The sequence below is a fragment of the Martelella lutilitoris genome (assembly GCF_005924265.1).
GTDB lineage: Bacteria > Pseudomonadota > Alphaproteobacteria > Rhizobiales > Rhizobiaceae > Martelella > Martelella lutilitoris.
The window spans coordinates 73,126-91,581 of the sequence record NZ_VCLB01000004.1; the positions used below are offsets into that span (position 1 = coordinate 73,126).

13 protein-coding genes are annotated in these 18,456 nt (G+C 62.0%); 4 read left to right on the forward strand and 9 right to left on the reverse strand.

What is annotated here, in order from left to right:
* Positions 1 to 7: 7 nt before the first annotated feature.
* On the reverse strand, positions 8 to 1,141 hold the full coding sequence (locus FF124_RS07690) for a DUF1176 domain-containing protein (protein WP_187326859.1): 1,134 nt from the start codon (positions 1,139 to 1,141) through the stop codon (positions 8 to 10).
* A gap of 556 nt (positions 1,142 to 1,697) precedes the next feature.
* On the opposite strand from FF124_RS07690, the gene FF124_RS07695 reads away from it, so the two are divergent.
* Complete coding sequence (locus FF124_RS07695; protein WP_024708202.1) at positions 1,698 to 1,913, forward strand: cold-shock protein; 216 nt, start codon at positions 1,698 to 1,700, stop codon at positions 1,911 to 1,913.
* A gap of 801 nt (positions 1,914 to 2,714) precedes the next feature.
* On the opposite strand, the gene rpoD is transcribed toward FF124_RS07695, so the two are convergent.
* The 3 genes from rpoD to FF124_RS07710 all read right to left on the reverse strand — a co-directional run bounded on the left by rpoD (position 2,715) and on the right by FF124_RS07710 (position 7,739).
* A complete protein-coding gene (rpoD, locus tag FF124_RS07700) occupies positions 2,715 to 4,763 on the reverse strand; it encodes an RNA polymerase sigma factor RpoD (protein WP_138747918.1) in 2,049 nt (682 codons plus the stop codon).
* Positions 4,764 to 5,191: 428 nt separating this feature from the next.
* Positions 5,192 to 7,150 carry a DNA primase gene (gene dnaG, locus FF124_RS07705; protein WP_138748191.1) on the reverse strand — a complete coding sequence of 653 codons (1,959 nt, stop codon included), beginning with the start codon at positions 7,148 to 7,150 and terminating at the stop codon, positions 5,192 to 5,194.
* 136 nt (positions 7,151 to 7,286) lie between these two features.
* Positions 7,287 to 7,739, reverse strand: a complete 453-nt coding sequence (locus tag FF124_RS07710) for a GatB/YqeY domain-containing protein (RefSeq protein ID WP_036237095.1) — start codon at positions 7,737 to 7,739, stop codon at positions 7,287 to 7,289.
* A 339-nt stretch (positions 7,740 to 8,078) separates the two neighbouring features.
* Between FF124_RS07710 and carA the strand changes: the two genes are divergently transcribed.
* Positions 8,079 to 9,287, forward strand: a complete 1,209-nt coding sequence (gene carA / locus FF124_RS07715; RefSeq protein WP_138747919.1) for a glutamine-hydrolyzing carbamoyl-phosphate synthase small subunit — start codon at positions 8,079 to 8,081, stop codon at positions 9,285 to 9,287.
* A 26-nt stretch (positions 9,288 to 9,313) separates the two neighbouring features.
* Here the strand turns inward: carA and FF124_RS07720 are convergent, their stop codons facing one another.
* From FF124_RS07720 to FF124_RS07735, 4 genes are all read right to left on the reverse strand, one after another.
* Entirely contained in the window at positions 9,314 to 9,973 is a 660-nt protein-coding gene (locus FF124_RS07720; RefSeq protein WP_138747920.1) for a VC0807 family protein, read from the reverse strand.
* A 98-nt stretch (positions 9,974 to 10,071) separates the two neighbouring features.
* On the reverse strand, positions 10,072 to 11,454 hold the full coding sequence (locus tag FF124_RS07725) for an MATE family efflux transporter (RefSeq protein ID WP_138747921.1): 1,383 nt from the start codon (positions 11,452 to 11,454) through the stop codon (positions 10,072 to 10,074).
* 180 nt (positions 11,455 to 11,634) lie between these two features.
* Positions 11,635 to 12,315 carry a glutathione S-transferase gene (locus FF124_RS07730; RefSeq protein ID WP_138747922.1) on the reverse strand — a complete coding sequence of 227 codons (681 nt, stop codon included), beginning with the start codon at positions 12,313 to 12,315 and terminating at the stop codon, positions 11,635 to 11,637.
* Between the two features lie 121 nt (positions 12,316 to 12,436).
* Positions 12,437 to 13,465 (reverse strand): sodium:calcium antiporter, encoded by a 1,029-nt coding sequence (locus FF124_RS07735; RefSeq protein ID WP_138747923.1) that lies wholly within the window; start codon positions 13,463 to 13,465, stop codon positions 12,437 to 12,439.
* Between the two features lie 135 nt (positions 13,466 to 13,600).
* Between FF124_RS07735 and FF124_RS07740 the strand changes: the two genes are divergently transcribed.
* Positions 13,601 to 14,428: an isocitrate lyase/PEP mutase family protein gene (locus FF124_RS07740; RefSeq protein WP_138747924.1), complete on the forward strand. Its 828-nt coding sequence runs from the start codon at positions 13,601 to 13,603 to the stop codon at positions 14,426 to 14,428.
* A gap of 66 nt (positions 14,429 to 14,494) precedes the next feature.
* On the opposite strand, the gene FF124_RS20525 is transcribed toward FF124_RS07740, so the two are convergent.
* Positions 14,495 to 14,656, reverse strand: coding sequence for a hypothetical protein (locus tag FF124_RS20525; protein ID WP_187326860.1), 162 nt, complete (start codon positions 14,654 to 14,656; stop codon positions 14,495 to 14,497).
* 237 nt (positions 14,657 to 14,893) lie between these two features.
* Here FF124_RS20525 and carB point away from each other — a divergent pair, with 237 nt between their 5' ends.
* Positions 14,894 to 18,376 (forward strand): carbamoyl-phosphate synthase large subunit, encoded by a 3,483-nt coding sequence (gene carB, locus FF124_RS07745; protein WP_138747925.1) that lies wholly within the window; start codon positions 14,894 to 14,896, stop codon positions 18,374 to 18,376.
* Positions 18,377 to 18,456 lie beyond the last annotated feature (80 nt).

Sequence of the window (18,456 nt, forward strand, 5' to 3'; positions counted from 1 at the left end):
GACGATGCTATTTCGCCTCGGAGGCGTTGCCGGCGTCATCGGCCTTCTTGACCTTGTCCGCCGCGTCTCCATGCCGCCCGAGCGTCGACTGCCAGGTGACCGGCCAGTTGGCCGCGCCGACATCCTTGCCGTCGCAGGCGCTCTTGGCCCGCTCATGGGTGAGCACGAGCGGATTGCCGGTCGCCTGTTCATCGAGGCTCCAGTAATGCGCCAGGCCGCAATCGCCGAGCCCGCGTCCGAGATAGACCGATGAGAGCTTGCGGTTGTCGAGATCGAAATTGACGTTGTAGACCGTGTCGAGAACGGTGATGCCGGCCTCGCTGACATTCGGGAACTCGGCCCGGTGAAATTCCTGGTCCTTGCCGACATAGAGCTGGTAGGGCTGGTTATAGGCCCCGGACGGCCCGCAGGGCAAAAGCATGATCGTGCTGGCGCCGGCATTGAAACCGAAAGCGTCGGCCTGATCGAGATGGGCTTCGTCCGTGTAGCAGACGCTGTTCTCGTCGCTGAGATTCCTGAGGATCGACGGCGGCAGCTGCTTGTAGCTGTCGATCGACCAGACGCTGACGCTCTCCGGCGGCGCGGCGTCGCCCTTTTCCACCAGCGCGTCGGTCCGACCCTTGCGGCCCTGAAGATCATCGACGAAGCGGGCGCCGTCGGAAAGGCCGGCAAGCGTGATGGTCGAGGAAAAATCGCCAAGACCGCCGCTATAGGCGATCGTCGCGCTCTTGCCCGCCGTCATCTTGGCAAACAGCACCGCCAGCGCCGCGGGATCGGCAACGCCGAACGTGCCCACCGCCTCGTCCTTCGCGAGATCCGCAATGCCGACGGAATAGGCCTCGATGCCATCGATGCTGATGCGGAAGGCGCCTTTGCTATCGCCCTTCTGGAAGAAGCCGGGCGGAAAGGGCAGGCTGAGCGTCAGCGGCGCGGAAGGGTCGGCGCTTCTGTGCCACTGGATCGCGGCCAGATCGGCATTTCCGTCCTGCGGCGACGGCGGATTGAGCGAGATCGTGCAGACATAGGCATTGTCACAGCTGACGGCCCAGTCATCAATCTGGCGATATTCGAACGCGCCGGCCGGAACGAAGCCGAGGGCAAGGACGAAGGCGGCAATCCGAAACGACAATCTGTGACGCATGGGCATCTCCCGGAAATCTCAAAATCGTATCGCGCACCGTCGGCGCGCTCGTTCTCATCGGGGCTTCGCCGTTTTTCTCCCCTACACCAGCTTCAGGCCAAAAAGCTAGAGCCGGGTAAGGCGCGCCCGCTCTTCCCGGTCATCTTTGCACAGCGCGGCGCGAAGTTCGCCTCAGTATATCCGTGAACGCTGTTCTTGGCAGCGCTTCGAATTGTCCGAACAAATACAGGTTCGGAGCCCGTTGAAGGGTCCTTCTCCATCAAACGTCAAAGTTTCGCTTGCCAAATTCGTGTAAACACCGCATTCTGATTGCGTTCGGGCATTTTGCGAGCACGGGAAGACCATATAATCTCATGCGCGCCGGAAACGCTAACTTTCCGGGCGGCCTTTGAAGGATTTGGCCTGTAGTCGTGTTCAGGCCGTCCGAAGCCGCGGTAATAAAGGTACCTTTCCTCAAAATTCGAGAAACGCCTGCGCTGTCCATAAGGGCAAAACGAGCATTGGAATATCCGCCCATTTTCGTGCAAGCGGGGCGGTGAGAAAAGGACCTTGAAGTATGGCCGAAACTGGCACCGTGAAATTTTTCAATACCGACAAAGGCTACGGCTTCATCAAGCCGGACAATGGCGGTGCGGACATCTTTGTCCACATCTCCGCCGTGCAGTCTTCCGGCCTGACCGGACTGACGGAAAACCAGAAAGTCAGCTACGACACCGAGCCGGACCGTCGCGGCAAGGGCCCGAAAGCGGTCAACCTGCAGGTTACGGAATAAGTTTCTCCGGCCGTTGCGTCGGGCTCTGCGCTGAAGGCCCTGCCTTCGGCCTGCACGATACGCACAGGCGCTTCGAGGAGCGGCGCCTGGGCTTTTGGGCTTTCCGCACGCACGGGGGAGCTCTCGTTTTCGCCGCTGGGCATGCCCCCATGCGGGGAATGCCTTTCGGCGCTTGCCGGACATGCGAATGTCGCGCGTTCCGGTCCTTGCCCTATGTCCCTGCCCCCTTCAAGAGAACGCCGGCGAAGGTAAGATAGACAAGCGCGGGCTTGCCAATCAAAATCACCAGGTCGAGAATTCTGGCGAGGCTATCCATTGTTCTGCTCCGTGCCGCTGTGGAGCGACCATTTTCGCACCAACGCGGGACGGTTGCGTGCGAAAAACCCGGCCTTTCGGTCGCGTTTACCTTGTTGACAAACCCGCCCCGCTACGGGCGTCATCCTCGGGCTTGACCCGAGGATCCAGGCAGCACGACAAGCAGCTGCAAAAGCCATCCTGAATTCAATGATTTGAACCGCCTGGATGCTCGGGTCAAGCCCGAGCATGACGCAGTTGGAGGGATAGAGACCAAAAAGAAAACCCGACTGATGGCTAAACCGGACAGCAGTGCCCTTGAGCCGGGATCCACGGCCAGAAAAACTCTTTTTGTAACAGTGCCTTAAACGCGAGAGTTCTCGCTAATCGGCCCTGGATGCCGGCTCAAGGCCGGCATGACGGATGAGGGTGAAGTGTGGTTTGTCAATAAGCTGAACCCGGCCTTTCGACCGGGTTCTCATTATTCTCAGAAAGACGTCTGCCTGATCAGCTATCGAGGAAGCTCCTCAGCTTGCGGCTGCGGCTCGGGTGCTTCAGTTTCCTGAGCGCCTTCGCCTCGATCTGGCGGATACGTTCGCGGGTGACCGAGAACTGCTGGCCGACTTCCTCCAGCGTGTGGTCGGTGTTCATGCCGATGCCGAAGCGCATGCGCAGCACGCGTTCCTCGCGCGGGGTGAGCGAGGCGAGAACACGGGTCGTGGTCTCGCGCAGGTTCGCCTGAATGGCCGCGTCGATCGGCAGCAGCGCGTTCTTGTCCTCGATGAAATCGCCGAGATGCGAATCCTCCTCGTCACCCACGGGGGTTTCGAGCGAGATCGGCTCCTTGGCGATCTTCAGCACCTTGCGGACCTTTTCGAGCGGCATGGAGAGCTTTTCGGAAAGCTCCTCCGGCGTGGGTTCCCGGCCGATCTCGTGCAGCATCTGGCGCGAAGTGCGGACGATCTTGTTGATCGTCTCGATCATGTGCACCGGAATACGGATCGTGCGGGCCTGGTCGGCGATCGAACGGGTGATCGCCTGACGGATCCACCATGTCGCATAGGTCGAGAACTTGTAGCCGCGGCGATACTCGAACTTGTCGACCGCCTTCATCAGGCCGATATTGCCTTCCTGGATGAGGTCGAGGAACTGCAGGCCGCGATTGGTGTATTTCTTCGCGATCGAGATCACCAGACGAAGATTGGCTTCGACCATCTCCTTCTTGGCGATGCGCGCCTCGCGCTCACCCTTCTTGACCATGTGGACGATGCGGCGGAACTCGGCGATCGAGATGCCGGTTTCGGTCGCAAGGCTCTGGATCTCGCTTCTCAGCACCTTGATATCGGCGCCGTCCTGGCTGGCAAACTCCTTCCAGCCCTTGCCGGAAAGATTGCCGATCGACTTCATCCAGTTCGGATCGAGCTCGGCGCCGTGATAATGCTCGAGGAAGTCGTCGCGCTTGACGCCGCGATGGGTCGCCATGCGCAGAAGCTTGCCCTCGTTTTCAACGAGACGCTTGTTGATGTCGTAGAGCTGCTCGACCAGAAGGTCGATACGGTTCTGGTTGAGCGACAGCGACTTGACCGCCGTGATCAGACCTTCCTTCAACTCCTTGTAGCGGCGCTCCTGGGCGTTGGTCAGCGTGCCGGTGGCCGCCAGACGGGCTTCAACCTGCTGGTCCTGCAGCTTTCTGAGCTTGGTATAGGTCTCGGCGATCAGGTCGAGCGTTTCCATCACCTGCGGGCGCAGTTCCGCCTCCATGGCGGCCAGCGACAGGTTGGATTCGTCCTCTTCCTCGTCGTCTTCCTCCGGCTGCACGCCCTCGCCGCCGACATCGGTGACATCGTCGGAGCGCTTCTTGCGGGCCTGTTCCTTTTCCTCGGCCTTCTTGCGGTCGGCCTCGATCTTTTCCGGGCTCTGGAACTGCGGCGCAGCCTTGGCCTCGGGACCGGAATAGGTGGTTTCCAGATCAATGATCTCGCGCAGAAGCGTCGTGCCTTCGTTCAGCTCGTCGCGCCAGATGATCAGCGCCTGGAAGGTCAGCGGGCTTTCGCAAAGGCCGGCGATCATCGTCTCGCGGCCGCTCTCGATCCGCTTGGCAATGGCGATCTCGCCCTCGCGCGACAGAAGCTCGACCGAACCCATTTCGCGCAGATACATGCGCACCGGATCATCGGTCCGGTCGGTCGGTTCCTTCTTCTTCGTCTGGGCGACGGCCGTGCCCGTCGTCGTCGCCACTTCCGTGCTATCGCTGTCGGAATTGCCGTCGTCGTCGGAAGAATTGTCGCTGTCGTTATCGCTGTCGACCTCGTCCTCATCCTCGATCACGTTGATGCCCATGTCGGACAGCATCGCCATCGTGTCCTCGATCTGCTCGGAGGTCACTTCGGAGGAGGGCAGGACGGAGTTCAGCTCGTCCATGGTCACGAAGCCGCGCTTCTTGGCGGCCTTGATCATCTTCTTGACGGCATCATCGGAAAGGTCCAGAAGAGGGCCGTCGGTACCGCCTTCGCGTTCGGTTTCGGCTTCTTCGTTTTCCTTGACTTTTGTTGCCATAGATTTTGTTTCCCTGACGCTTATGCCGTAATTTCTAGAGCGGCATTACCGGCAAATGATTAAGGACCTTTTTAGAGGACCGTTCCAGCCGGCTTCAAAACTTCAACCATGAACAGGACAGAATTCACCATCGCGGAGCCTGTCACCCCGGGTGAACACTGTCCAGATCATGAAATTGCGCTGCGTAGTGCCATTCAAACTGGTGATTCCCAGATTTTCGCCATCCGTCAAGCGTCAAAACGGGGATCGCGCGATTTCATATCGTAAATGCGCTCCAAAAGCCACCCGCGTGACGCTTCTTGCGATGTCCGGACCGATGCAGCCTTCCTGACGGCCCGCGAAACTACATTTAGAACGAAGTTAAGGAAATACAAGGTGCCGCCGCTTTGCGCGCCCAAGAATCCTTATGTCCGGTCAAACCGCCAAGACTACCCCGTCGCGCCGGAACGCCCGCCGCGCCCCGACATCAGCCCGAAACCCTCAATCTCCGCCTCCTGGTTATCGATCCGGCTGATTTCGTTCTGCACCGAAATCAGCGCCGGCATCAGTTCCTCCAGAAGCTCCAGATTGCCCTCCTCCGTCGCTTCGCCCAGTTCGCGCTCGAGCTCCGCCTTCTGCCGGGCCAGCGAGCGGGCGCGATTGTGCAGCGAAAGCGCCTGACGATAGACCTCGCGCACATCCTCAAGGGCGGCATCCGGTCCGGCGATCCAGCTGACATTACGGCTGACATGGCTCTTCAGCTGGTCGATCAGCGGCGCGAAGCCCTGGTCTTCCAACCTCTGGTAAAGCTTCTCCCGGCCCGCGTCCGGGCGCGAGGCTTCGGCGAGAAAGACCGGCCAGAAGGCGCGCATCTCGGCTGCGTCGAAGGACAGCGCGGCGATGCTGTCAAAATCCTCGCGCGCCAGTTCCGGGTGGGTCAGAAGGCAGAAAACAAGTTGGCATTCGCGAAAAGTGAGCGTCGCGCCCGCCGGGCGAACGCTCGCAAGCGGCGAGCGCGACAGCCGTTCGGAGGGCGAGAAACCGCCGCCTTTCGGCGCCTCGAAGCCCCTGCCCCGCCCCTTGCCTCGAGCGAAATCGCCGCCGCGCGGGCTGCCGCCGCGAAAACGCTGGAAAAGCCGGTTGCGGAAATCCTGCTGGTAGTGGCGGCGCACATTCTCGTCGCCGATGGTCTGCACCAGCTGGTTGATCCGCGCCTCGATCGCCGCGCGCCGTTCGGGCGTCGCGTTGTCATCACTGCCCGCCTCGCGCTCGAACACGGTGTCGGCGAGCGGACGCGCCTGGCGCATGATCTGCTCGAAGGCCTGCCGCCCGCCCTCGCGCACCAGATCATCCGGGTCCTTGCCCTCCGGTAGATAGGCGAATTTCAGCGAATGGCCGGGCTTCAGCAATGGCAGCGCGACGCCGGAGGCGCGTTCGGCTGCACGCTGGCCGGCACTGTCGCCGTCAAAACACAGAACAGGCTCGCTGGTCATGCGCCAGAGAAGCTGCAACTGGTTTTCCGTCAGCGCCGTGCCGAGCGGCGCGACCGCGTTCTCGATGCCGGCCTGATGCAGCGCGATCACGTCCATATAGCCCTCAACGGCGATCACCGTGCCGGCGCCGTCCGCGCCGGAAAGCGCGCGCCGCGCCCGGGCGAAGTTGAACAGAACATTGCCCTTGTGGAACAGCTCGGTCTCGTTGGAATTGAGATATTTCGCCAGCGCATCCGGACGCATGGCACGACCGCCGAAGGCGATCACCTTCTCGCGCGAAGAAAGGATCGGAAACATGATCCGGTCGCGAAAGCGGTCATAGGAAACGGCGATATCCGGCCCGTGGACGACAAGGCCGCAGGCCTCGATCTCCTGCCTTTCGACGCCCTTGGCGGCCAGGAATTCCTTCAGTGCATTGCGGCTTTCCGGCGCATAGCCGAGGCGGAACGTGTCGATCGTGCGGGCGGAGAGCCCGCGTTCGCGCAGATAGGCCCTGGCTTTCGCCCCGTCGCCCGATTGCAACCGGTCCTGAAAGAATGTGGCCGCAAGCTCCATCACATCGATCAGCGTGCGGCGTTTTTCCTCTCGCTTTTGCGCCTGCGGATCGATTTCCGGCATCGGCACGCCGGCCATATCGGCGATCCGCTGCACGGCTTCGGGAAAATTCATGCCGTCGAGATCGGTCAGGAAGCGGAAATGGTCGCCGGAGACCCCGCAGCCGAAACAATGATAGCGGCCCTTGCGGTCCTCGCAGTGAAAGCTCGGGGTCTTCTCGCCATGGAAAGGGCAGCAGGCCCAGAAATCGCCGCGGCCCGCATTGGTCTTCTTGCGGTCCCACGTCACCCGCTGACCGATCACATTCGAAATCGGCACACGGTCTCGGATTTCATCCAGAAATGATGACGGAAAGCGCATCTCGCCCTCGTTTGCGCCGGCAATGCCGCCAGCCTGCGGGACAATCACCTTACGGCGCGACGCTTCCGTCTATCGCCGCCGAAGAGAGTTATCCCACATATCCACGGAAGATTTCCACAGCCCTCGAGCGTGGTGATTATTTCAGCATTTCCTTGACAACGCCGGAGGCCTTGGAAAAATCCATCTGGCCGGAATAGCGGTCCTTCAGCGTCTCGATGCACTTGCCCATGTCGCGCAGGCCCTGGGCGCCGGTCTCCTCGACGACGGAGGCGCAGACCTCGCGGATCTTCTCCTCCGGCAATTGCGCCGGCAGGAATTCGCGGATCACGGCCATTTCCTCGCGCTCCTGGGCGGCAAGATCATGACGGCCCTTCTCTTCGTAAAGACGGGACGATTCCTTGCGCTGCTTCAGCATCTTCAACAGGATCTGACCGATATCATCGTCGCTGACGGGGTCCTTCCCGCTGGCGCGATGGGCAAGATCACGATCCTTGATGGCGGCATGAACCAGCCGCAGCGTGCAAAAACGGACCGGATCGTCGGCTTTCGAGCTATCTTTGAGTGCAAGTGCGAGTTTGTCGCGCAACATCAACCTACTCCTGGCAACGCCAGTTTTTTTGAGAACCTTCGCCGACACATGTCGACAAGCGGCGGCGTTTACCGAAAACGAGGACTGCGATCAAATTAAAAAACGGGCTCGTCATATAATTTGAGCAGATGCCACAAGTCTGCACCGAGAGCAATTGACCCGCAAGCAGCGTTTGACTATTTTCCCGCGACCGCATCAAAAAAAGGTCTGCCCGTCTCTCTGACCACCGGCTTATCGCCGGAGCGAAGAGTGAGCCCGCTCGTGCGGGTCATATATAAGCGCAGGGCAGGCCTCGTTCAATCGGCCGTGAGGCCGGCGAGGAACACGACAAGGATTAAGATGACGACCTCCTCCGCATGGATGACTGAAAAGCCGACGGCCGTTCTGGTTCTGGCCGACGGGACGACGATTTTCGGCAAGGGTATCGGCGCAACGGGCCGCGTGCAGGCGGAAGTCTGCTTCAACACGGCGCTGACCGGTTATCAGGAAATCCTCACCGATCCGTCCTATCTCGGGCAGATCGTGACCTTCACCTTCCCCCATATCGGCAATATCGGCGCCAATGGCGAGGATATCGAGGACCTGACGCCGGCGGCCCGCCGCGGGGCCGTGGGCACGATCTTCAAGGCCGACATCACCCAGCCCTCGAACTACCGTTCCGCCGGCCATCTCGATGCCTGGCTGAAGGCGCGCGGCATTATCGGCCTTTCCGGCATCGACACGCGCGCCCTGACGGCCTGGATTCGCGAGCACGGCGCGCCGAACGCGGTGATCGCGCATGATCCCGACGGCAATTTCGATCTCGATGCGCTGAAGGCGGAGGCAAAAGCCTGGGGCGGGCTCGAAGGGCTTGACCTTGCCGTGGTCGCCACCTCCGGCCAGTCCTCCAAATGGGACGAGACGCCCTGGGTCTGGAACGAGGGGTATGGCGCGCTTGCCGAGACGGACGCGAAATATCACATCGTCTGCATCGATTACGGCGTGAAGCGCAACATCCTGCGCCTCTTCGCCGGCCTGTCCTGCAAGGTCACCGTGGTTCCGGCCAAGACCTCGGCGGAAGACATTCTGGCGCTCTCGCCCGACGGCGTGTTTCTCTCCAACGGTCCCGGTGACCCGGCGGCGACCGGCGAATATGCCGTGCCGGTGATCCGCGCCCTCATCGACAGCGGCCTGCCGGTGTTCGGCATCTGCCTCGGTCACCAGATGCTGGCGCTGGCGCTCGGCGGAAAGACCTTGAAGATGCACCAGGGCCACCACGGCGCGAACCATCCGGTGAAGGACTACACCACCGGCAAGGTCGAGATCGTTTCGATGAACCACGGCTTTGCAGTCGATTCGGCCTCGCTGCCGGACGGCGTCACCGAAACCCATGTCTCGCTGTTCGACGGCTCCAATTGCGGCATCTCGCTTGCCGGCAAGCCGGTGTTTTCCGTCCAGCATCACCCGGAAGCCTCTCCGGGCCCGCAGGACAGCCACTACCTCTTCCGCCGCTTCATCAATCTGGTGCGCGAGACGAAGGGCGAGACGCTTCTGGAAGAGCGCGCCTGAGCATCGGCATTGCCAGGACAAAACCTTCATGGGGTCGCGTGATGCGGCCCCTTTTTGTGTGGATGGCGTGAAAAGGAATGCTTTTCGCGAGCCGCCTCCGCATCGGCGATCGCCTTGCCCTTTCGCCCGCCATAACGCCAGCTCCACGCCATCATCAGCGCGAAAACGGTAATCCACATCGCCTCCGAAACCACCATAAAGACGCTGACCGGGAGCAGCGGTATGAGCAGCGCGCGGAGCGAGGCCTCCCCGATCAGCACCGCCGCCCAGGCAAGCGTCATGAAGCGCATCAGCGCACGATAGTCGGCCGAGGCGGCATAGAGCCGGTTGAGGCGCTTGCGGTCCTCTCCCTCCCCCTCGGTGGCAAAATGAAACACCAGCGGGCGCGGCACGAGCAGCGAACCGGCGAAGACGAGGCCGATGAAGCCGGTGATCAGCGAGGTCTTCAGCAACGCCAGATAAGGACTGTTGAAATAAAGGCTGGCGACCAGCGAGGCCACGGTGGCGGCCAGGGTAATCACGCCGATCGCCGCCAGCCGATTGCTGCGGACATAGGCCACGACAATCACCCCGATCGGAAAGACCGAGCCGAGCGCAAGGGCATGGACCGTCGAATAATCGTAGTGCTTGGCCAGAAGATAGGTCAGCCAGGGCAGGATCGCCCCGAAAATGATGTCGTTGCGCATCGTCGTTCCTCCCGCCTGCGGTGACAGGTCCGGCCTGCGCCGGCCCTGTCACTATCGGCCTGTTTTAGCGAAAACGAAAGAAAAAAGGCCCGTTCAGCCTAACCTTCCGCCTTTTTCAGCAAACGCCAGTAGCGGATGCTGAGCATCACCGCCGCAGCCCCCAGGCCGCAGAGAAAACCGGTCCAGATGCCTTTCCCCCCGAGGCCGGCGGGAAAGGCGAGCAGCCAGGCGACCGGCAGGCCGATGATCCAGTAGGCAATCAGCACCAGCACCATGGGGATACGGGTATCTTTCAGGCCGCGCAGCAGCCCGTTCACGATCACCTGGGCCGTGTCGAGCAACTGGAACAGCGCCGCGATGACGATCAAGGGCGCGGCATAGGCGACGACCGCCGCAGCGTCCGGCAGGCTGACATCGATGAACAGCGACGACAGCGCGCGCGGCGCGAACGCAAAGGCCAGCCCGCTTGCAACGGCAAAGCCGATCGCCACCACCATGACGATGGCGGAGGCCCGCTTTACATTGGCCCGGTCGTTTGCGCCGTGGAACACGCCGACGCGCACCGTGGCCGCCTGGGACAAGCCCAGCGGCACCATGAAGGTGATCGAGGACAACTGAATGGCGATGCCGTGGGCGGCCAGCGGCACAGTGCCGAACTGGCCCATCAGAACCGACGAAATGGTGAACATCGATACTTCCGCCAGAACGGAAATCCCGATCGGCAGGCCAAGCAGGACCACCTCCTTCAGCGCCTGCCAGTCCGGCTTCCAAAAGCGGACGAAGAGCGCATAGCGGGCAAGCATCGCGTCGCGGCCGATATAGGCGACCAGATACAGGAAGCCAAACGCCTGACCGACAAAGGTCGCGATCGCCGCGCCGCGAATGCCGATCTGCGGCATCCCGAAGCCGCCGAGGACCAACCCATAGGCGACCACGGCGTTGACGACCAGCGTCAGCATCGAAACCCACAGCACCACCCGCGCGTGCCCTGTCGCGCTCACCAGCGAACGCAGGACCTGGAACAGCAGCGCCGGGAACAGCGCGAAACCGACGACAAAAAGATACTGCGCCGCCCTGGCCGCCACATCCGGCTCCTGGCCGAGCGCCAGAAGGATCGGTTCGGCCCGGAAAAACAACGGCAGGGACAAGACGCTGTAAATGATCGAAGCCCACATGCCCATGCGCATGGAGCGGCGCACGGCGACTTCATCACCGCGGCCATAGGCCTGCGCGACCATGGGCATTACCGCGATGGCAAGCCCCATGCCGAAGATGAAGATCGTAAAGTAATACTGGGTTGCAAGGACTGCGGCCGCAAGATCCAGCGCGCTTAACTGTCCAAGAATGAAAATATCGGTGGCATTGATGCCCTGCTGGGCAAGCTGTGCGCCGATGAGCGGAATTCCAAGAGCAAAGGTTTCCCGGAAATGGGACAACCACGAATGACCGGCTGCGGACGCAGGAGGCATTGTGACAGACATGATTTCACCAGAGGCTGACACGCCGGGGCCAGACAATAGCGGGGCTCCGGCGGCCAGTCTCTCTAGCCTGATTTTTAGGCAATTGCCAGTACGGTGAGCGACCAAAGAGGCGCAAACCGGCCCTGAAATTCTTCACATTCCATCACAAGTCCGCGCATCACTGCGCGCTATGAGAGGCCATCACGAAATCGGATTGCCGCCGTAGCGATAGGCCCCGCCGCGCTGCAGGGCTTGGCGGTAGGCCGGGCGGGCGTGGATGGCGACGAGGTAGTCGAGGAGTGCCTGCGGGCGCTGGTCGAAGGGGATGCGCTCCATGCCGACCTCCACCGGGAAGCTCATCATGATGTCGGCAGCGGTGAAGTCCGGTCCAGCAAACCAGCCGTCGCGCTGAAGTTCTTCTTCCCAGAAGGCGCCATGGGTCTTCAACTGCGGGTCGGTGAGCTTTTTCATCACGCCGTTGGAAATCGCGTTCATCAGCGGGCGGATCAATTTCGGCCCCTGCTCCGGGATCTTCTGGAACACGAGCTTCATCACCAGGATCGGCATGGCCGAGCCTTCGGAATAATGCAGCCAATAGCGGTAACGCAGCGCCGCATCGGTTCCGGGCGCCGGACGAAGCCCGCTGTCGGCGCCGTATTTGTCGATCAGATATTCGACGATGGCCGCACTTTCGGCAATGATCGTGCCGTCATCCTCGATCACCGGCGATTTGCCGAGCGGATGCACCTTCTTCAGGCTTTCCGGCGCGCTCATGTCCTCGCCGCGCTTGTAGGTCTTGATCTCGTATTCGACCCCGAGCTCCTCCAGCAGCCACAATATACGGTGGGCGCGGGAATCTTCGAGATAATGAACCAAAAGCATGGGAAACTCCTGAAAGAGGCCGGGCGATCCGGTCTAGATGGCTTCGGGCGGGACGGGATACAAGTGTCTACGCAGGACCGAGCGATACGGATCGCCGCCCGCATTCGAGAACGCTCGGACCTCAGGAAACGGTCAACGCCACCGCCCCTGCATAAAGAGCAAGAATGCCGGCGCTCTCGAAGCCGATCCGGCCCGGCCCCGCCTTCTGCCGCACGATCAGCCCCAGCAGCAGGATCGCCGTTGCCGAAAGGCCGACAGAAAGCCAGACCAAGTCATCCTTGTTGATGGCGTGGTAAAGCGAGCCGTCGCGATAGGCGACATCGGAGAGCGTGAGAAACAGCGTGTCGAAGGTGTTGCCGCCGATAATGCCGCCGACGGCCAGTTGCAGCGCCCCGCGCCTCACCGCGGCAAGCGTGGTCACCAGTTCAGGCAGCGAGGTCACCACTGCCGTCATCAGCGCGCCGACCAACGAGGCGGAAAGGCCGTAGCGGTCCGTCAGCACGCCGGCAACGCCCGAGATCGCATAGCCTGCAATGCCCATCAGCAGCATCAGCGCGCCGAAAACGGCGAAGATCGCGACATTGCCGCGCGCATCCTTCTGCTCTTCGTCCGGCGTGTCCGTGCGGGTCTCGCGCGTTCCGACCGGCCGCCACATCGGATCGTCCCGCACGCGCTTGGAGGCGACAACGCCGGCGATATAGATGCCGAACAGGATGAGCGAGAACGGGCTGACCGCGAAAAACGAGATGTCCGGCGAAACATAGGCGATCAGCGGAATGGACAGCAGCAGCACCAGTAGCGCGCCCTGAAAGAGATTGGAAAGATCGGCCGCCGCATGTTCCAGATTGACGCGGCGATAGATCATGTCGGCCAGTGCCAGAAACGCCGTCTGCGCGGCAATGCCGCCGACCGCGTTTGAAAAGCTGAGCGATGCCCTGCCCTCGAAGGCCGTCGTGATCGACACCACCGTGCCCGACAGCGAGGTCGCTGCCCCCAGAAGCAGCCCCCCGATCAGCGCCTCGCCAAGACCGGTGCGGTCGGCGATGCGGTCGGCGACATCGGTGATCCGCACGCCGCATGCGAGGATAATAAGACCGGCGCCGGCAAAGATCGCCACCAGCCAGACAAGCGACAGGTTTTCAAAACTCATTCTGCTCTCCGTGTTGTTCAGGCAACGCGCCAGCGGAACCTTTGTTCAATCCGGCAAACGAACAGGCTGGCCGCGCTTGCCCTGCCGCGCGACATCGACTATCGTTCCCTTTATGTTCCATAAGGGTGTGAAATCATGACCTCCCAGACCGAAAAATATGCGGCATTCAAAGCCCTGCATGAAGCGGAAGGCGCATTCGTCATGCCTAACCCGTGGGATGCAGGAAGCGCGAAGATGCTTGCCAACCTGGGCTTCGGCGCTCTGGCGACGACCAGCGCGGGGCTTGCCTTTTCGCTTGGAAAACGAGACTCGGCTGCGGCGCTGACGCGCGCGGAGGTTCTTGAAAACGCCCGCGCCATTGTCGAGGCAACTGACCTGCCGGTATCCGCCGATCTGGAGAACGGCTTTGGCGACCTGCCGGAGGATTGCGTGAAAACCGTCAGGCTTGCCGCCGCGACGGGTCTTGCGGGGGGCTCGATCGAGGACGCGACAGGCCGGAGCGACGACCCGATCTACGCTTTCGAGCCGGCCGTCGAGCGGGTGCGCGCAGCCGCCGAAGCCGTCAGGGACCTGCCCTTTCTGCTGACCGCGCGCGCGGAGAATTTTCTGTGGGGGCGGCCAGACCTCGACGATACCATCAAACGCTTGCAGGCTTTCGAACGGGCCGGCGCCGACGTGCTCTATGCGCCCGGGCTTCCCGATCTCGATGCCATCAAGACAGTCTGCGACGCGGTGAGCAAGCCGGTGAATGTCGTCATGGGGCTCAGCGGCCCGGTCTTTTCGGTCGACGCATTGTCGCGGGCCGGCGTCCGTCGCGTCAGCGTCGGCGGCTCCTTTGCGCGGGCGGCGCTCGGCGCGCTCAGGCAGGCGGCCGAGGAAGTGCTGAACGAAGGAACCTTCACCTATAGCCGTTCGGCGTTGCCGGATGCCGAAGCCGCGCGCCTGACGGCGGATCGACGCTGATCCTGCCATCGGGCCGGTAGACGGGCGCCTCGCTCTTTTTGCAGAGCATGCGTTTCCCGCTGTGGCTCATTGCCGGGCGGACGGCCCCCGGCGATCGTGAGCGGAGGGCTTGCGTTGCAAATAGGCCGGCGCGGCGGAAAGCCGACCGCCCACCATTCGATAGAGAATCGTCAGCCCGGCGGCGGCGAACACGGTCTGAAAAGCGAAAAGCGGCAGATATTCAAACATTGTTAACTCCCCGTTTGGGAGCATAACGCAACATGTGCGGAAAAGGTTCACATCCGGCCTGACGATTATCATCAAGACATTGCAGTTGACGGCTTTGTGATCGGCTCATTTTCGGGGTTCCGTTCGCCCCGCAACTTCCCTATAAGGCCCTCCTAGCCTAAACCTTCTGACGTCCCGCACCCGGCCCGGTTCTCCGTGTCGGTTTTTGATGCAGAAATAGAACGACGGATAGCACACATGCCAAAGCGCCAAGACCTCAAGTCCATCCTCATCATCGGCGCGGGGCCGATCGTCATCGGCCAGGCCTGCGAGTTCGACTATTCCGGCGCTCAGGCCTGCAAGGCGCTGAAGGAGGAGGGTTACCGGGTCATTCTGGTCAATTCCAATCCGGCCACCATCATGACCGACCCGGAGCTTGCCGACGCCACTTACGTCGAGCCGATCACGCCGGAAGTCGTCGCGAAGATCATCGCCAAGGAACGCCCGGACGCGTTGCTGCCGACGATGGGCGGGCAGACCGCGCTCAACACCGCGTTGTCGCTCAGGCGCATGGGCGTGCTGGAGCGCTACAATGTCGAGATGATCGGCGCCAAGCCGGAAGCGATCGACAAGGCCGAGGACCGGGCGCTGTTTCGCGAGGCGATGGCCAAGATCGGGCTGGAAACCCCGAAATCCATGCTGGCGAACGCTACCGAGATCAAGGACAAGCACCGTCAGGAACACGAGGCCAAGCGCGCCGAACTGAAGAAGGCGCTTTCGGGCGACGCGCTGGACGCAGCGCTCGACGAGCTGGAAAACCAGTGGAACCTTGGCAATACCGACCGCAAGCAGCGCTATATGTCGCACGCGATGGCGATTGCCGCCCAGGCGCTCGACACGATCGGCCTGCCGGCGATCATCCGTCCGTCCTTTACGCTCGGCGGCACCGGCGGCGGCATTGCCTATAACCGCTCGGAATTCTTCGAGATCGTGGAACGCGGCCTCGATGCCTCGCCGACGACGGAAGTGCTGATCGAAGAATCCGTGCTCGGCTGGAAGGAATATGAGATGGAAGTGGTCCGCGACAAGGCGGACAACTGCATCATCATCTGCTCGATCGAGAACGTCGATCCGATGGGCGTGCATACCGGCGATTCGATCACCGTCGCCCCGGCGCTCACGCTGACCGACAAGGAATACCAGATCATGCGCAACGCCTCGCTGGCGGTTCTGCGCGAGATCGGCGTGGAGACCGGCGGCTCGAACGTGCAGTTCGCCGTCAACCCCGCCGATGGCCGCCTCGTCGTCATCGAAATGAACCCGCGCGTGTCGCGCTCCTCGGCGCTGGCGTCCAAGGCAACCGGCTTCCCGATCGCCAAGGTCGCAGCCAAGCTTGCCGTCGGCTACACGCTGGACGAGCTGGAAAACGACATCACCGGCGGCGCGACGCCGGCCTCCTTCGAGCCCTCGATCGACTATGTCGTCACCAAGATCCCGCGCTTCGCCTTCGAAAAATTCCCGGGCGCCGAAAACACGCTGACGACCGCGATGAAATCGGTCGGCGAGGTGATGGCGATCGGCCGCACCTTCCAGGAATCACTGCAGAAGGCGCTCCGCGGCCTTGAGCGCGGCCTGACCGGCCTCGACGAGATCGAGATCCCCGGCATCGAGAACGGCGAACCGAGCAATGCCATCCGCGCCGCGATCGGCACCGGCACGCCGGATCGGCTGCGCATGGTCGCCCAGGCGATGCGGCTTGGCGTCAGCCTCGATGAAATCCACGAGCACTCGAAGATCGACCCCTGGTTCCTGGAGCAGATGAAGGCGATCGTCGACATGGAAGAAAAGATCCGTGTCCATGGCCTGCCGGAAGATGCCGACAACCTGCGCATGCTCAAGTCCATGGGCTTTTCCGACCAGCGGCTTGCCGGCCTTTCCGGCTCGCGGCCGAAGGAAGTGGCCCAGCTCAGGAACAGGCTCGGCGTGCGCCCGGTCTACAAGCGCATCGACACCTGCGCGGCCGAGTTCGCCTCGCCGACGGCCTATATGTATTCCACCTACGAAACCCCCTTCGACGGCGCTGCCCGCTCGGAAGCCGGCATTTCGGACAAAAAGAAGGTCGTCATCCTCGGCGGCGGCCCGAACCGTATCGGCCAGGGCATCGAGTTCGACTATTGCTGCTGCCACGCGGCCTTCGCGCTGAAGGATGCCGGCTACGAGTCGATCATGATCAACTGCAATCCGGAGACGGTCTCGACCGACTACGACACCTCCGACCGTCTCTATTTCGAACCGCTGACGGCCGAAGACGTCATCGAAATCATGCGCGCCGAACAGGAAAAGGGCACGCTTGCCGGCGTCATCGTGCAGTTCGGCGGCCAGACCCCGCTGAAGCTGGCCGAAGCGCTCGAGAAGAACGGCATCCCGATCCTCGGCACCGCGCCCGACATGATCGACCTTGCCGAAGACCGCGACCGGTTCCAGAAACTCCTGATCAAGCTCGATCTCAACCAGCCGAACAACGGCATCGCCTATTCGGTCGAGCAGGCGCGTCTGGTGGCGGCCGAAATCGGCTATCCGCTGGTCGTCCGCCCATCCTACGTACTTGGCGGCCGCGCCATGGAGATCGTCCACAATGATGCCGGCCTCTCGCATTACCTGCTGGAAGTCGTGCCGGAACTCGTCACCGAGGACATCAAGCAGCGCTACCCGAACGACAAGACCGGGCAGATCAACACCATGCTCGGCAAGAACCCGCTTCTGTTCGACAGCTATTTGACGAACGCCATCGAGGTCGACGTCGACTGCCTGTCCGACGGCAAGGACGTGTTCATCGCCGGCATCATGGAGCATATCGAGGAAGCCGGCATCCACTCCGGCGACAGCGCCTGCGCGCTGCCCCCGCATTCGCTTTCGCCGGCGATCATGGACGAGCTTGAGGAACAGAGCCGCGCTTTGGCGCTGGGGCTCAACGTCAAGGGCCTGATGAACGTGCAGTTCGCCATCAAGGACGGCGTGGTCTACATCCTCGAGGTCAATCCGCGCGCCTCGCGCACCGTGCCCTTCGTGGCCAAGACCATCGGCGCGCCGATCGCCAAGATCGCCGCCCGCGTCATGGCCGGCGAGAAGCTTTTCGACGTCATAGACTCCTATGGCGATCGGCCGAACCCGCGCAAGCTGAACCATATCGCGGTCAAGGAAGCCGTCTTCCCCTTCGCCAAGTTCCCCGGTGTCGATACGCTGCTCGGGCCGGAAATGCGCTCGACCGGCGAGGTCATCGGCCTCGACAGGGATTTTGCCATCGCCTTCGCCAAGTCGCAGCTCGGCGCCAGCGTCGACCTGCCGCGCGATGGCTGCGTCTTCGTCTCCGTCAAGCAGGAAGACAAGGAGCGCGTGCTGCCCGCCGTCAGGCTTCTGGTCGAGCAGGGCTTTTCGGTAATGGCGACCGGCGGCACCCGCGATTTCCTTGTTGAAAACGGCATCGAGGCGACGAAGATCAACAAGGTCCGCGAAGGCCGTCCGCATATCGAAGACGCGATCCGCAACCGCCAGGTCCAGCTTGTCTTCAACACGACGAGCAACGACAAGACGATATCGGATTCGAAATCGCTGCGCCGCGCGGCGCTGACCCAGAAAGTGCCCTATTACACCACCATGTCCGGCGCGCTGGCCGCCGCGCAGGCGATCAAGGCGCTGAAGCAGGGCCAGCTCGAAGTCCGGCCGCTGCAAAGCTACGCCTGATTTTCGGAGATCTGATCACACTGGGTGAAAAGGCGGGTCGCAAACCCGCCTTTTCGTCATGTGAGACAGGGAGGGACAAG